This is a genomic window from Aquimarina muelleri DSM 19832, assembly GCF_000430665.1.
GTDB classification, from domain to species: domain Bacteria; phylum Bacteroidota; class Bacteroidia; order Flavobacteriales; family Flavobacteriaceae; genus Aquimarina; species Aquimarina muelleri.
In genome coordinates this window covers 32088-46639 of the sequence record NZ_AUML01000009.1, presented here as the reverse complement: position 1 = coordinate 46639, position 14552 = coordinate 32088, and the positions used below count along the sequence as shown (strand labels likewise).

The window sequence follows — 14552 nt, the reverse complement described above, 5'->3', positions numbered from 1 at the left end:
AGTTTGAAATGTTATATTTAATTAAAAAAATAAGATCATTTTCTTAAATAATATCGAAAACTTTTCCAAAGTAAATACACACTAATTAATACAATTAATATTGCCCATATCCAATAAGTGCCAATAGTATTCTCAGCAATAGCTTGTGTATCTGATATTTGAATTGCACCATCTCGTTCAAAATGTTTGGTAAACAGATAATCTAACTGAAGGTATGTACTCAATACAGATTGCAATCCCAAAAACAATATGGTTATTACCTCTAGTTTTTGGTTTTTAAAAAAAGTAATTCCTGTCAAAAAAACTATAAAGGATATCAATATAACCATCCCCCAAAAAGATCGAATCCATAAAATTAATGACAGTATCATGATTCCTATTAAAACTCTTAGGGCTATCCTTGTTATTTTAGGTGATTTTCCACTAATAATCAATACAGACCCTGTAATTGCAGGTCCAAGCAAACCTCCTATTGCTATTAGTGCATTTGCAATAGAAACAGGCATATAACTATCGCTTATGGTATAATATGCTACTCCACCACCATTTTCATAAATTTCGAGATATTTAAAACTTCCACCCACAAGTATAGCAGTGAGTCCATGTCCCATTTCATGAAACCAAGTTCCTAGTAATATAAATGGATATTGTACCCATCCAAAATATGGTAATTGCCAAATAACAAATACGACAATAGCAACCAAAAAAATAATATACTTGGGTTTATTTTTCAATTAATGCTTGCTGTTTAAATGAAATGTCTTGCCATCCTGTTTTTATAAAATTTCGAATATTTTGGTGATCTTCAGCATTGGGATTTTGCAATACATCTTCTCTATAATAAGCTCCAAAACAATGTAAAGTTTCCTGTTTTGTTAAGTCATGGATCTTAGCAAAATAAAATAGTTTACAAGAACCAGAATTTTGTCCTTCGGCATTATTTTGATTTCCATTTATAAATTCTGTTGGCAAAAAATTATAATTTGCTTCAATAACATTCATCGTATCTTCAAAAGAGATTTCTTCTGGGTTCGTTCTTAGTTTTTTTAAAAAATTAGATATCTTCATACTTTACTTTTTACCTCCCAGAACAATTACAATCTCACCTTTTGGAGGTTTATTTTCAAAATGTTTTATAACTTCATTTACCGTTCCTCGTATGGTTTCTTCATGCAGCTTACTTAGCTCTCTGGACACCGAAACTTGTCGGTCTGCACCAAAATACTCTGCAAAACTACCCAGAGTTTTAAGTAATTTATGTGGTGATTCATAAAAAATTATCGTTCTGGATTCTTCTGCCAAAAGTTGTAATCTGGTTTGTCTTCCTTTTTTCACAGGCAAAAATCCTTCAAAAACGAATTTATCATTAGGCAGTCCACTATTTACTAAAGCAGGAACAAAAGCTGTTGCACCAGGAAGGCAATCTACCTCTATACCCTTTTCTACACACGCTCTTGTAAGTAAAAACCCAGGGTCGCTTATTGCAGGAGTTCCTGCATCGCTTATTAGCGCAACAACTTCGCCACTTTGCAATCTTTGCACAATACGATCTATCGTTTTATGTTCATTATGCATATGGTGGCTTTGCATATGGGTATTAATCTCATAATGCTTTAAAAGTTTACCACTCGTTCTAGTATCTTCAGCCAAGATAAGGTCTGCTTCTTTTAAAACTTTTATCGCTCTAAAAGTCATATCTTCAAGATTACCAATAGGTGTAGGTACAATGTATAGTTTTGACATTAAGGTCTTATTTTTTTACCGACAGTATATGAAATAATTAGAATTAAAATTGCATAAACAGATAAACCAACAGGATGTCCTGCATAGTAATGTGCTGCTATTGCTAATACCAAATCAAAGAAAAAACCAGCATACGCCCACTCTTTAATCCATTTTATTTTATTGATAAGAATAGCTAGTACTCCCATTACTTTAGCAATTGCCAAAGGTATTACAATATAGGAGGGATAATTAAAACTCTCAAAAAATCCTTTTACCATTTCTGTATTAAAAAAATACATTTGAGCAGAGTATAACATAATAGCACACATAGCAACCGTTGTAATCCAGTATACAATCTTCATCTGTTTTGTTTTTTATTGTTTTCTATTATCAGACGAAATTCTTCGTAGAACATTACCATAAGGATATTTATTGCTCTATATTATTTGCTCCTCTTATAGCTTAAATTTGCTTAAAACAATATCCATAAAACGATCTTCATATTCTTCTTTTCCTCTCCAATTATTATAATCTGGTTTAATCATTGTAGCAATAAATGCTTCTGCTTCTTTTTTACTTCTAAACGTACTTAATTGAGATAATACTCGATTATAATCTGATGAACTGCCATCAAAAAGATATTTAATAAAAGCTAATCTATCATTTAATCCAATATGAATTTCTTTTCTAAGCTGATCATTAAGAGATTTAGGTTTTTCGTCGGTATCTTTTTTAGGTAACAAAGATATATCCTGAACAGTGGGAGTAACATCTTCCATATCATTTTTTAGATACGATGATGGAGGAGGTATAGAATTTGCTGGAACAAAAAGATCTTCGGTAACACGAGCATTAATTTCTTCAATAACAATCTCAGGTTTATCTTCTTGATGAACTATCTTTTCGGTTTTTTCATTGGATTCTTGTACAGGAATAGAAAAAATGTTTGGTTCTGGATCTTTTATTTCAGTAGTCATTTTTACAAGAGTACTTTCTTTAATCTCTTCTTCTGCTACTTTTATTTCTTGTAATTCTTCTACTTGTTCTGTTTTTTTCGGAAAATCTGTATCTAAAATCGATCTGATTTGACCGATAGTAGGCTGTGGGCCTTCAAAATAAGATTCAGAAAAGGTAAGAATAGTTAACTTTTCATAAACCTGTCTTGCCTCTTCCTGTAACTGGGATAATGTTGTTTTATCCTTAAGTTGAAGGATCCTATGTGCAATACTTATAAGTTCCGCTTCTAATTTCTTCTTCATAACTTTCTTCTTCGTTTTTAATACTGCTTTTAGTTTTTTAATAAATTTACCTCATCTTTAGAGTAAGGAGAAGGGATTTCTTTAATTGATGCTGAAAAATACAAAATGTTTCTTGAAAATACGGTAAATCATAAAGAGCAATTTGGGTGGATAGAAGTAATATGTGGTTCTATGTTTTCGGGTAAAACCGAAGAACTGATTCGCAGACTAAAACGCGCCAAATTTGCTAAACAAAATGTTGAAATTTTTAAACCCGCCATTGATACTCGCTATGATAATGAGATGGTAGTTTCTCACGATGCTAATGAAATTCGTTCTACTCCCGTTCCTGCAGCAGCTAATATTCGTATACTTGCAGATACCTGTGATGTAATTGGCATAGACGAAGCACAGTTTTTTGATGATGAAATTGTAGCGGTTTGTAATGACTTAGCTAATAAAGGAATTCGGGTTATAGTAGCTGGACTAGATATGGATTTTAAAGGAAAGCCATTTGGCCCTATGCCTGCATTAATGGCTACTGCCGAATATGTTACCAAAGTTCATGCTGTTTGTACCAGAACAGGAAACCTTGCACAGTTTAGTTACAGAAAATCAACAAATGATAATTTGGTTTTATTAGGAGAAACTGAAGAATACGAACCTCTTAGCAGAGCTGCATATTATAAAGCTATGCTTAAAGAAAAAGTAAAGCAAATAGAGGTTACAGATCCCAAAATAATATCTAAAAAAAACGAAAACCCTAATGAGTAAAATACAAGAAACTGTTCTGGAAATTAATCTGGCTCATCTTACTCATAATTTTAACTATCTTAAAAACAAAGTTTCTTCTAATGTCAAAATGCTGGCAGTGGTAAAAGCTTCTGGATATGGTAGTGATGCCTCTATAATTGCAAAACACTTAGAAAAGATTGGAGCCGATTATTTTGCTGTTGCCTATGTATCTGAAGGTGTTATACTTAGAGAATCTGGAGTAAAACTCCCTATTTTAGTATTACACCCGCAACCTGTAAATTTTAAAAAACTAATTGAGTATAATCTAGAGCCTAGTTTATATAGTTTACGAGTGCTTAACCAATTTATAGAAACAGCCTCTATACTGAATCAAAAAGAATATCCTGTACATATTAAATTTAATACGGGACTAAATAGAATTGGCTTTAGCAAAAATGAATTGGGTATTATTCTCGATACTCTAAGTCAAACCCAAGCAATTAAGCCTATAGCGCTCCTTTCTCATTTAGCAGCCAGTGAAGATAGTAACGAAAAAGAGTTTACGATACAACAAATTGATGCTTTTAAAAAAATAGCAGATACGATGATTAAGAAAGTAGGATATCCTCTTACTCTTCATCAATCAAATACTTCTGGAATTCTTAACTATCCCGAAGCCCATTTTGATATGGTTCGAACTGGCATAGGATTATATGGATATGGTAATGACGTAAAATATGATACGAAATTAAAACCTGTAGCTAGCTTAAAATCTATAATTTCTCAAATTCATGAACTAGAACCAGGAGATTCATTAGGGTATAACAGAGCATTTATAGCTACCGATTATACTAAAACTGCCACTATCCCAATTGGTCATGCTGATGGAATAAGTAGACAATACGGTAATAGAAAAGGCTTTGTTACTATACAAAATAAAAGAGCATATATTATAGGTAATGTTTGTATGGATATGATTATGGTGGATATAACAGATATTGATTGTGAAGAAGGAGATGAGGCTATTATTTTTGACGCAAACTCTGGTGCTGCAAAGATTGCTGAAAACACAGGAACGATTTCTTATGAACTACTTACTGCTATTTCTACCAGAGTAAAACGTATTGTTGTCGATGATAATTGATTTTTATCGAAAAAATCACTGTATTAACTCCAATTATTTTAATTGATATTTTAATTTTTTGTTAAATTAGTACATTACTAACTAAATATCATTGACTATGGGTTTTTTTAAAGATTTTAAATCTTTCCTTTTAAAAGGAGATATTGTTTCATTAGCTACTGCAGTTGTAATTGGTGGAGCATTTAATAAAATTGTTGGTTCTGCCGTTGCAGACATTATAATGCCTGTTGTTGGTATCCTAACTGGTGGAACAGATTTTACTCAAAAGTTTATTGCTCTTGATGGTGGAGAATATGCAACACTTGCCGCTGCACAAGAAGCAGGAGCTGCCGTTATGACTTATGGTAATCTTATACAAGCAATAATTAATTTTATTATTGTTGGTCTGTTTATTTTCGTTGTACTTAAAGCATACGAAAAATCTAAGAAAAAAGAAGAGGCTGCTGCTCCAGCACCAACGGGACCTACCCAAGAAGAATTACTTTCTGAAATAAGAGATTTACTTAAAAAGCAGAATTCTTAATAAATTTTATAGTATTATCTATAGCTACCGCTATACTACATATTCTAACTGTAAACCGCCCCAAAAAGGGCGGTTATTTTTTACAATTGTTACATATTTAACAATTGATGTAAATTTCTATATTTTTAATATAAACACTTGTTGTCTAGGAAATATTCCTCAAATTTGTATGAGTTTAAATAGTTCATGACCCTCGCACTTATGCGAAAATAAATATAAACTAATGAAAGTAGCTGTAGTAGGTGCTACCGGTCTGGTAGGAACCGTTATGTTAAAAGTATTAGAGGAAAGAAATTTTCCTGTAACAGAATTAATCCCTGTAGCATCCGAGCGATCTATTGGAAAACAAATTACTTATAAAGGCAAAACATTTCCTGTAGTTGGACTTGCTACTGCTATTGAAATGAAACCAGATGTTGCATTATTTTCTGCAGGAGGAAGTACTTCTCAAGACTGGGCTCCAAAATTTGCAGAAGCAGGAATCACTGTTATTGATAACTCTTCTGCATGGAGAATGGATCCTACTAAAAAACTGGTAGTTCCAGAAATCAACGCCAAAACATTAACTAAAGAAGATAAAATTATTGCTAATCCTAATTGCTCTACTATACAATTGGTAATGGCGTTAGGACCATTACATGATAAATATAAGATTAAACGTGTAGTAGTTTCTACTTACCAGTCTATTACTGGAACTGGTGTAAAAGCGGTACAGCAACTAGAAAATGAATATGCTGGTGAAAAAGGAGAAATGGCATATCCATATCCGATACATCGTAATGCCATACCACACTGTGATGTTTTTCAAGAAAATGGGTATACCAAAGAAGAAATGAAATTGGTTAACGAAACTCAAAAAATTTTGGATGACCGCACTATTGCTGTTACCGCAACAGCTATTCGTATTCCTGTTGTTGGTGGTCATAGTGAAAGCGTAAATATAGAATTTGACACTGACTTTAATGAAAATGATGTTCGAAAAGTTTTAAACGAAACTCCAGGAATCACTGTACAAGATAATCCAGATACAAATACTTACCCAATGCCTATATATGCCGAAGGTAAAAATGATGTATTCGTAGGTAGGATTAGAAGAGATCACTCTCGAGAAAATGCTTTAAATATGTGGATTGTAGCAGATAATTTACGAAAAGGAGCAGCAACAAATGCTGTACAGATTGGAGAATATTTGGTTGAAAATAACCTTATAGGATAATCTATCAATAACTTTTACAAAAGGACTAAATTCTAAAACAAAGAATTTAGTCCTTTTGTATTTTATAGCTATTAAATACTACTTGCGCCTATTTCAACGAACATAATTTTTTATACTATATTATATCTTCTAAATATAAAACCTAGTCAATTTTTCTTCTCAAACCTTTTCTTGGTTTTCAAAAACCAGAACCATTATATATTTTTGTTTCTTACAACAAAACTCAGACTGTCCTCGTATGTTAATCCAACATATTGCTATACCCCAAAGCAATATCAAAGAAACCTAACTAATTTACAGGGCAGTCTTTTTTATATTTTATTTAGCATATATAGTTATATCTTTTGATAGATTTGTGAACCATATTAACAAATTGCATTATGAAAAAAATAATATTTGTATTATCTATTGTTACATTACTAATAGGTTGCAAAAATGAAACTAAAGAAAAAATTATTAAAACTACTATAGCATTGAACTATCCTGAAACTAAAACAGTAGATACAGTAGATACTTATTTTGGTACTCCCGTTAAGGATCCATATCGCTGGTTAGAAGACGACCGAAGCAAAGAAACCGAAAATTGGGTTTCTATACAAAATAAAACTACTTTTGATTATCTAGAGAAAATTCCTTTTAGAGAGGATTTAAAAAAACGTTTATCAAATCTTTGGAATTATGAAAAAGTAGGAGCTCCTTTTAAAGAAGGAGATTATAATTATTTTTACAAAAACAACGGACTTCAAAATCAATATGTGATTTATCGTTTTAAAACAGAAGGTGATGAGCCAGAAGTTTTTTTAGATCCAAATACTTTTAGTAAAGATGGCACAACATCCTTAGGAGGCATTAATTTTTCTAAAAATGGAAAACTTGTAGCTTATTCAATTTCTGAAGGTGGTAGCGACTGGCGTAAAATAATTATCAAAAATACAGAGACTAAAGAAGTAATTGAAGATACGATTATTGATGTTAAATTTTCTGGAATGTCCTGGAAAGGTAACGAAGGTTTCTATTATTCTAGCTACGACAAACCAAAAGGAAGCGAACTTTCTGCTAAAACAGACCAACACAAAGTATATTATCATAAATTAGGTACTTCGCAAAAAGAAGATCCTTTGATTTTTGGAGGTACTCCTGATCAAAAACACAGATATGTAGGTGCTACAGTTACCAAAGATGATCAATATTTAATTATATCAGCAAGTGTTTCTACTTCTGGAAATAAATTATTTATTAAAGACCTTAAAAACCCTAAAAGTAAACTAATTACTATTTTAGATTCTACAGAAAGTGACACTTATGTAATAGAAAATGTAGGTTCGACCTTATATTTAGTTACTAACCTAAATGCACCTAATCAAAAAATTGTAACTGCGGATGCATCTAATCCTACTCCAGAAAATTGGAAAGATTTTATTTCTGAAACAGAAAATGTACTAAGCCCTAATACAGGAGGTGGCTATTTTTTTGCAAGATATATGGTTGATGCTGTTTCTAAAGTGCTGCAGTATGATTATGATGGTAAATTAATTAGAGAGGTGATATTACCAGGTGTAGGAAGTGCTAGCGGATTTGGTGCTAAGAAAAAAGAAAAAGACCTATATTACTCCTTTACTAATTATAAAACACCTGGAAGCATTTACAAATACAATATTGCTGAAGGCACTTCAGAATTATACCGAAAGCCAAAAATTGATTTTAATCCAGAAAATTATGAAAGCAAACAGGTTTTTTATACTTCTAAAGATGGTACAAAAGTACCAATGATTATTACCTATAAAAAGGGGATAGAATTAAATGGTAAAAACCCAACTATCTTATATGGCTACGGTGGTTTTAATATTAGTTTAACTCCTTCCTTTAGTATTGCTAATGCAGTATGGATGGAACAAGGTGGTGTTTATGCAGTACCTAATTTAAGAGGTGGTGGTGAATATGGTAAAAAATGGCATATTGCAGGAACAAAATTGCAGAAACAAAATGTCTTTGATGATTTTATAGCAGCAGCAGAATATTTAATAGAAAATAAATACACATCTAGTGATTACCTTGCTATTCGTGGAGGATCTAACGGCGGGTTGCTTGTAGGAGCTACAATGACTCAACGACCAGACCTTATAAAAGTAGCATTACCTGCGGTTGGCGTTTTAGACATGCTACGCTATCATACCTTTACTTCGGGAGCAGGATGGGCTTATGATTATGGTACTGCCGAGGACAACAAAGAAATGTTCGACTACTTAAAAAAATACTCTCCAGTACACAATATAAAAGAAGGAGTTCAATATCCCGCTACAATGGTCACTACAGGAGATCATGATGATCGTGTAGTACCTGCACACTCTTTTAAATTTGCTGCAGAACTACAATCAAAACAATCTGGTAATAACCCTACATTGATACGTATTGAAACTAATGCTGGTCATGGTGCAGGAACACCAGTAAGTAAAACTATTGAACAATACGCTGATATTTTTGGGTTTACTCTATATAACATGGGGTATGAAGTATTACCTGAAAAAATTACAGAGGCTGTAAAAGGTTAAGTTTTTACCTAATATCGTTAAACTAAGTTAGATGAAAAACAAATTATATTCTTAACACAATCGTGTTGAGTATTCATATTGATCTCAAAAGAAATTAATAATCTTAATAAGCTAGTTTATAAAAGATACTTCTTAAAAGATTAATCTATGGGAAAATCAATAACCTCGGAGCAAACTCACAAGGTATGCTTCTAAAAATATATTTTGTTTTCGAAGTAAGCCTAGGAGAATTAAACTCCACAATGTGGATTAAAAAAACCCGTTTTCTAAAAAGAAACGGGTTTTTTTATTAAAGTTCAATATCTTTGGAGTACTACCCTTTTTATTAAAAAAAAGGTATATCTCATTTATATCTTTTTAAATGTTTTACATTAGATTTATATAAATCGGTGTTGATTATCGGTATGATAACTAAAAAAAGAACCAATACATATGCTAACAGTACAAAATGTATCTTTTGCTTATAATACACAACCTGTTTTAAAAAACATCAACTTCACTATCGAAAAAGGCCAACATATAGCGCTTATTGGAGCCAGTGGTTGTGGAAAAAGCACTTTATTAAAAATCATTTATGGCACTTTAAATGTAAAGGAAGGGGAACTATATTGGGATTCTAAAAAATTATTAGGTCCACTTTTTAATCTTGTGCCAGGTGAAGAAAACATGAAATACCTTTCTCAAGGTTTTGAGTTACAACCCTATCGAAATGTATCAGAAAATATTGGACAGTATTTATCTAACTTTGAACCAGAATTAAAACAAGGTAGAGTAGAGGAGCTACTAGAAATAGTAGAAATGACAAGTTTTGCAAATACTAAGGTAGAAAACTTAAGTGGTGGTCAAAAACAAAGGGTTGCACTAGCAAAAGCATTAGCAAAAAGACCAGAGTTATTACTATTGGATGAACCATTTGGTAATATTGATAATTTTAGACGTAGTTCTTTAAGAAGAAATTTGTTTAGATATTTAAAGCGAAATAAAATCACAAGTATTACTGCTACACATGACAAAACAGATATTCTTTCATATACAGATCAAACTATAGTTATACAAAGAGGCGAAATTTTAACTCAAAAAGACACTATTAGTTTATATCAAAATCCTACCGATTATTATATAGCTTCTCTTTTTGGAGAAGTAAATAGAATACAACTTTCTTCTTTTACTACACTAGATAATAAAGACACTATCTTAGTATACCCGCATGAAATAAAAACCGACCCAAATGCAACAATTAAAGTACGAGTAAAAAACACGTATTTTAATGGCAACTATTACCTTACGGAAGCGATACTGGATAATACTATTTTATTTTTCAATCACCCTTATAAACTAAAAGCTCCAGAAATGATTAGAATTACCATACCAGATGAAATTCTTAAAAACAGACATAGAATTTAGTTATTTTTTATAATATAACAGTTTTAAATCCTCTCCATCAAAAACAGCATACGTATAATACCCAATCCAATCTCCTAGATTAGTATATCTGGATTTCTCATTAAGTTCTATCTCCATTGGGAGATGCCTGTGACCAAACACAAAATAATCTCTATGTTTACTTTTTAATTTTCTTTTACAATATTGTACAAGCCATTCGTTATCTTCTCCTAAAAAAGTTACATCTTCATCTCCTGATATCAATTTATTTTTAACCGATAGATATTGTGCTAATTTTACACCAATATCTGGATGCATCCATCTAAAAAACCATTTTGCAACGGGATTGGTAAATACTTTTTTCATTCGTTTATAGCCTTTATCCCCAGGTCCTAATCCATCGCCGTGGCCAATAAAAAAAGTAGTAGTATTAAAAGTAAACTCTTGTGGTTTATGGTATACTGGTATATTCAGTTCTTCTTCAAAATACCCATTCATCCATAAATCATGATTTCCTACAAAATAATATACAGGTATTCCAGAATCTGTTATTTCAGCCAGTTTTCCTAAAGTTCTGGTAAACCCTTTAGGAACTACGGTCTTATATTCAAACCAAAAATCAAAAAGATCTCCTAACAAAAATATGGCAGCAGCATCTTTTTTAACCTCATCTAACCATTGTACAAATTTTTGTTCTCTAGGGAAGCTCTCTTTTGGTGTTGGAGCTCCTAAATGATTATCGCTGGCAAAATAGATTTTTTTCCCTTCAGGAAGGTTCATATTTAATTTGTTTAAGGTAAAAGTAAAAACGCACGAAAACCTCAAAAATCTTAGAGATCCTCAAGGTTTATCTAAATGACTTATTCGTTATCTGATGCATACCACTCTGCATACGATGTTTCGGTTTCCTGTAGTTTTAAAGAATGTAATGCTATGTTTTCTGGAAGTCTTGCTTTTATTTTTTCAGCAAAATCAATTACCATATTCTCACTAGTAGGTTGGTAATCTACCAAAATTACATTGTGTCCTCTATCTTTTAGTTCTTTTGCCAACTCCAGATGTGGTGTATTTTTATTAAATACGGTAGCATGATCAAAAACATCTTCAATATCTTCTTTTACAATCTTTTTAAGATCCCCAAAATCAATCACCATTCCTAATTTTACATGCGTAGTATCTGTAATTGGAGTTCCTATTACTGTTACACTCAATTTATAACTATGCCCATGAACATTTCTACATTTACCATCATACCCATACAAGGCGTGACCTGTTTCAAAAGAGAATTGTTTGGTGATCCTAATTTTACTCATTCTATAAAGATTTATGGGTACAAATATACTTGTTTTTATTATGAGTTTTTTGAATACTACTTGTCGAAATAGGAGTTACATTTGGCTCTCCTTAAAAAAAATAGTGAATGACCGATAATTACTTGTATGAGCAACTTGATTTTGACCAAAATCCCATTTTCGAAAAAATAATTGATGATCTTTTAAAAGACAAATACAGTATTATTGATTCTTTTTTTGATCCCTCTGGAGTAGATTTACTTCGTTCCTCTTTGCTAGAAAAATACGAGAAAGATAAGTTTAAAAAAGCAGCTATTGGTAATAGAGTAAATGAAAGTATTATACAATCTATTCGAGGTGATTTTATTTTTTGGATTAATGAAAATAAAACTAATAAAGCCGAAAATTATTTTTTTAATAAAATAAATACTCTGGTTTCTTATTTAAACAGAACTTGTTTTTTAGGTATTTTATACAAAGAATTTCATTATGCTATTTATCCTGAAGGCACTTTTTATAAAAGACATATAGATACTTTTATGAATGATGATAGAAGAAAACTATCCTTTGTTTGTTATCTAAATGATCTAGATTGGGATCCCAATAATGGAGGAGAATTAGTTTTATATCTACAAGATAACGATAAAGAAACTTGCAAAACAATTCTTCCTTTACCAGGAAGAGTGGTAATTTTTGAAAGTCAAATTATAGAACATGAGGTAAAACCTGTAACTGCTAGTGAACGTCTTAGTATTACAGGATGGTTAAAAACAAGATAATTAATTATCGCCTCTTGCGCTTATTTATAAAATAAACTACAACCAAAACAACTCCTAAAATCAAGAACAATCCATTGCCGCCTAAAAAGTTTAATATATCCATAGTAAAAAAATTAATGTTATTCTTCTTTAGTTTTATTATGATTAGCTCTCCAGTTTGCCATTTCATTAAGTAAAGGCGCAAGGCTTTTGCCGTGATCCGATAATCTGTACTCTACTCTTGGTGATACTTCTGGAAATATCTTACGCAAGATAATATTATTTGCCTCTAACTCTCGTAATTGTTGGGTTAACATTTTTTGAGTAATTCCTCCCAAGCGTTTTTTTAATTGCTAGAGCCTTTTGTAAATTATCTATAAGATAATTATACAGGCAGAGTAGTATATCTATCTGGTTATGGCATGGATGCTCTAAAAGAAATGCCTTTTCATGGTTTAATGGAAGATAAGTTAAAGACTTCTAATCTTAACTGGAATATTGTTTGTCCAGGTTTCTTTACGCAAAATTTTGGTAATTATGAAAGAGAAAATATTGAGCAACGTAGTGTATTATTTCCCCAGCAGGAGAAGAAAAAACACCTTTTGTATCCTCTAGAGATATAGCGAGATCTATTGCTACATTACTTACCGATGTAAACAGAAAATATCAAACACATATTTTAACAAGGCCAAAAGCGTATTCTCATTTTGAGGTTGCCGAATTACTTACCACTATTTTAGGTACTCCTATATTATATGCTAACCCCGATCAAGGTATGTATCGTAAAGTACTCAAAGAGTCTGGAGTACCAGATTTTATTTCAGACTATATGATTTCTATATATAGCTTAATCAAAAATGGAAATATTAAGAATACTAGGATAGCATAAAAACTCTAACCGGAACAGATCCTGAGACATTAGAAGATGTTTTACGAAGAGATTTTCTATAAATGAATATTCATTAAATTATTCTTTATATTTTTTTACCAAAAATAAGCTTGCTAGAATTTAAATTAATAATTTTTAGCAAGCTTATTTTAAACAACTTCTTTATTTATTTTTTATGTTTTGCCAATGCTCTTTTAGTAAATTCTGAAAGCACTAATTCTCCAGAAATTGCAGCTCGCTCTATAAGCAGTTCCTGCCAATGCTCTGTTCCTTGCCAATTTACTTTTTTCATTTGCTGTGTAGCTTGGGGATTATAACTTGCTAATTTTTCAGCAAATAATTGTATTTCGTTATCTAATTCGGCTATAGTTTCGAAAACTCGAGCAAATAAACCATTCTCTTTTGCCCAATAGGCATTTTGCCATTGAGATGCATCCCAAGTTAAGGTTTCAAAAGCTGCTAATCCTATTTTTCTGGATACGGCAGGCTCTATCACAAATGGACCTATACCTATAGTAAGCTCACTTAGTTTAATCGAAGCTGCTTCGGTTGCCAGACAATAATCACAAGCAGAAGCCAATCCTACACCTCCTCCCACAGTTTTGCCTTGTATTCTTCCTATAATAGGTTTCTTACACCTTCGCATAGCATTAATCACATTGGCAAATCCAGAAAAAAACTGTTTTCCTTCTTCAAAATTAGTTATTGCGACTAATTCATCAAAAGAAGCTCCTGCGCAAAAGGCTTTACCTCCTTCAGACTTAAGAATAATAACATTAGTAGATACATCTTTAGAAAGGGTATCAAAAGCTTTAGCCAATCTTTCTAATAATTCTGAAGGAAAAGAATTACTGGAGGGATGACCAAATTCTATAGTAGCAATGTTGTTTTCAATATGGGTATATAAACTTCCGTTTGGTCTTGGCATCATTGTTGTTTGAATTTAGAGTAAGAAGATTTACTGCATTTATTTTGCATGTTTAAAGATATGATTTTTAGTTGTATTATATAAAATCATAAGCCTTACAAAAGAAAAACGTAATTATAGGTAAAATAAAAAGTCTTTATTCTAAGATAGGACTCTATAGTCTTTAATCCCT

Annotated in this window: 16 protein-coding genes and 1 pseudogene; 8 read left to right on the top strand and 9 right to left on the bottom strand. The window is 31.6% G+C overall.

Annotation, left to right across the window (positions count from 1 at the left end):
* Positions 1-35: 35 nt before the first annotated feature.
* The 5 genes from H527_RS0105935 to H527_RS0105915 form a co-directional block, all read right to left on the bottom strand.
* On the bottom strand, positions 36-734 hold the full coding sequence (locus H527_RS0105935; RefSeq protein ID WP_027411851.1) for a M50 family metallopeptidase: 699 nt from the start codon (positions 732-734) through the stop codon (positions 36-38).
* Positions 724-1068 (bottom strand): HopJ type III effector protein, encoded by a 345-nt coding sequence (locus H527_RS0105930; RefSeq protein WP_027411850.1) that lies wholly within the window; start codon positions 1066-1068, stop codon positions 724-726. Before H527_RS0105930 ends, H527_RS0105935 begins: the two co-directional genes overlap by 11 nt.
* A 3-nt stretch (positions 1069-1071) precedes the next feature.
* Entirely contained in the window at positions 1072-1743 is a 672-nt protein-coding gene (rsmI, locus tag H527_RS0105925) for a 16S rRNA (cytidine(1402)-2'-O)-methyltransferase (protein WP_027411849.1), read from the bottom strand.
* A complete protein-coding gene (locus H527_RS0105920; RefSeq protein ID WP_027411848.1) occupies positions 1743-2087 on the bottom strand; it encodes a DoxX family protein in 345 nt (114 codons plus the stop codon). Before H527_RS0105920 ends, rsmI begins: the two co-directional genes overlap by 1 nt.
* A 93-nt stretch (positions 2088-2180) precedes the next feature.
* Positions 2181-2984, bottom strand: a complete 804-nt coding sequence (locus tag H527_RS0105915) for a hypothetical protein (protein ID WP_027411847.1) — start codon at positions 2982-2984, stop codon at positions 2181-2183.
* 105 nt (positions 2985-3089) lie between these two features.
* Here H527_RS0105915 and H527_RS0105910 point away from each other — a divergent pair, with 105 nt between their 5' ends.
* From H527_RS0105910 to H527_RS0105885, 6 genes are all read left to right on the top strand, one after another.
* Positions 3090-3737 carry a thymidine kinase gene (locus H527_RS0105910; RefSeq protein WP_027411846.1) on the top strand — a complete coding sequence of 216 codons (648 nt, stop codon included), beginning with the start codon at positions 3090-3092 and terminating at the stop codon, positions 3735-3737.
* A complete protein-coding gene (gene alr, locus H527_RS0105905; RefSeq protein WP_027411845.1) occupies positions 3730-4842 on the top strand; it encodes an alanine racemase in 1113 nt (370 codons plus the stop codon). Before H527_RS0105910 ends, alr begins: the two co-directional genes overlap by 8 nt.
* Positions 4843-4939: 97 nt before the next feature.
* Entirely contained in the window at positions 4940-5365 is a 426-nt protein-coding gene (gene mscL, locus H527_RS0105900) for a large conductance mechanosensitive channel protein MscL (protein ID WP_027411844.1), read from the top strand.
* A gap of 223 nt (positions 5366-5588) precedes the next feature.
* Complete coding sequence (locus tag H527_RS0105895) at positions 5589-6581, top strand: aspartate-semialdehyde dehydrogenase (protein ID WP_027411843.1); 993 nt, start codon at positions 5589-5591, stop codon at positions 6579-6581.
* Between the two features lie 380 nt (positions 6582-6961).
* The gene (locus H527_RS0105890) at positions 6962-9130 is read left to right on the top strand and encodes a prolyl oligopeptidase family serine peptidase (protein WP_027411842.1); all 2169 of its coding nucleotides are present in this window, start codon (positions 6962-6964) and stop codon (positions 9128-9130) included.
* Between the two features lie 432 nt (positions 9131-9562).
* On the top strand, positions 9563-10534 hold the full coding sequence (locus H527_RS0105885) for an ABC transporter ATP-binding protein (protein WP_027411841.1): 972 nt from the start codon (positions 9563-9565) through the stop codon (positions 10532-10534).
* On the opposite strand, the gene H527_RS0105880 is transcribed toward H527_RS0105885, so the two are convergent.
* Positions 10535-11293: a UDP-2,3-diacylglucosamine diphosphatase gene (locus tag H527_RS0105880; RefSeq protein ID WP_027411840.1), complete on the bottom strand. Its 759-nt coding sequence runs from the start codon at positions 11291-11293 to the stop codon at positions 10535-10537.
* Between the two features lie 80 nt (positions 11294-11373).
* Positions 11374-11826 carry a 6-pyruvoyl trahydropterin synthase family protein gene (locus H527_RS0105875; protein ID WP_027411839.1) on the bottom strand — a complete coding sequence of 151 codons (453 nt, stop codon included), beginning with the start codon at positions 11824-11826 and terminating at the stop codon, positions 11374-11376.
* 107 nt (positions 11827-11933) lie between these two features.
* Between H527_RS0105875 and H527_RS0105870 the strand changes: the two genes are divergently transcribed.
* Positions 11934-12584 carry a 2OG-Fe(II) oxygenase gene (locus tag H527_RS0105870; protein ID WP_027411838.1) on the top strand — a complete coding sequence of 217 codons (651 nt, stop codon included), beginning with the start codon at positions 11934-11936 and terminating at the stop codon, positions 12582-12584.
* A 119-nt stretch (positions 12585-12703) separates the two neighbouring features.
* Here the strand turns inward: H527_RS0105870 and H527_RS21540 are convergent.
* Positions 12704-12904, bottom strand: a pseudogene (locus H527_RS21540) (winged helix-turn-helix transcriptional regulator); the annotation flags it as partial.
* A gap of 81 nt (positions 12905-12985) precedes the next feature.
* On the opposite strand from H527_RS21540, the gene H527_RS0105860 reads away from it, so the two are divergent.
* Positions 12986-13186: a hypothetical protein gene (locus tag H527_RS0105860; protein ID WP_027411837.1), complete on the top strand. Its 201-nt coding sequence runs from the start codon at positions 12986-12988 to the stop codon at positions 13184-13186.
* A 432-nt stretch (positions 13187-13618) separates the two neighbouring features.
* Here H527_RS0105860 and H527_RS0105855 read toward each other — a convergent pair whose 3' ends face one another.
* On the bottom strand, positions 13619-14383 hold the full coding sequence (locus H527_RS0105855; RefSeq protein WP_035087521.1) for an enoyl-CoA hydratase/isomerase family protein: 765 nt from the start codon (positions 14381-14383) through the stop codon (positions 13619-13621).
* Positions 14384-14552 lie beyond the last annotated feature (169 nt).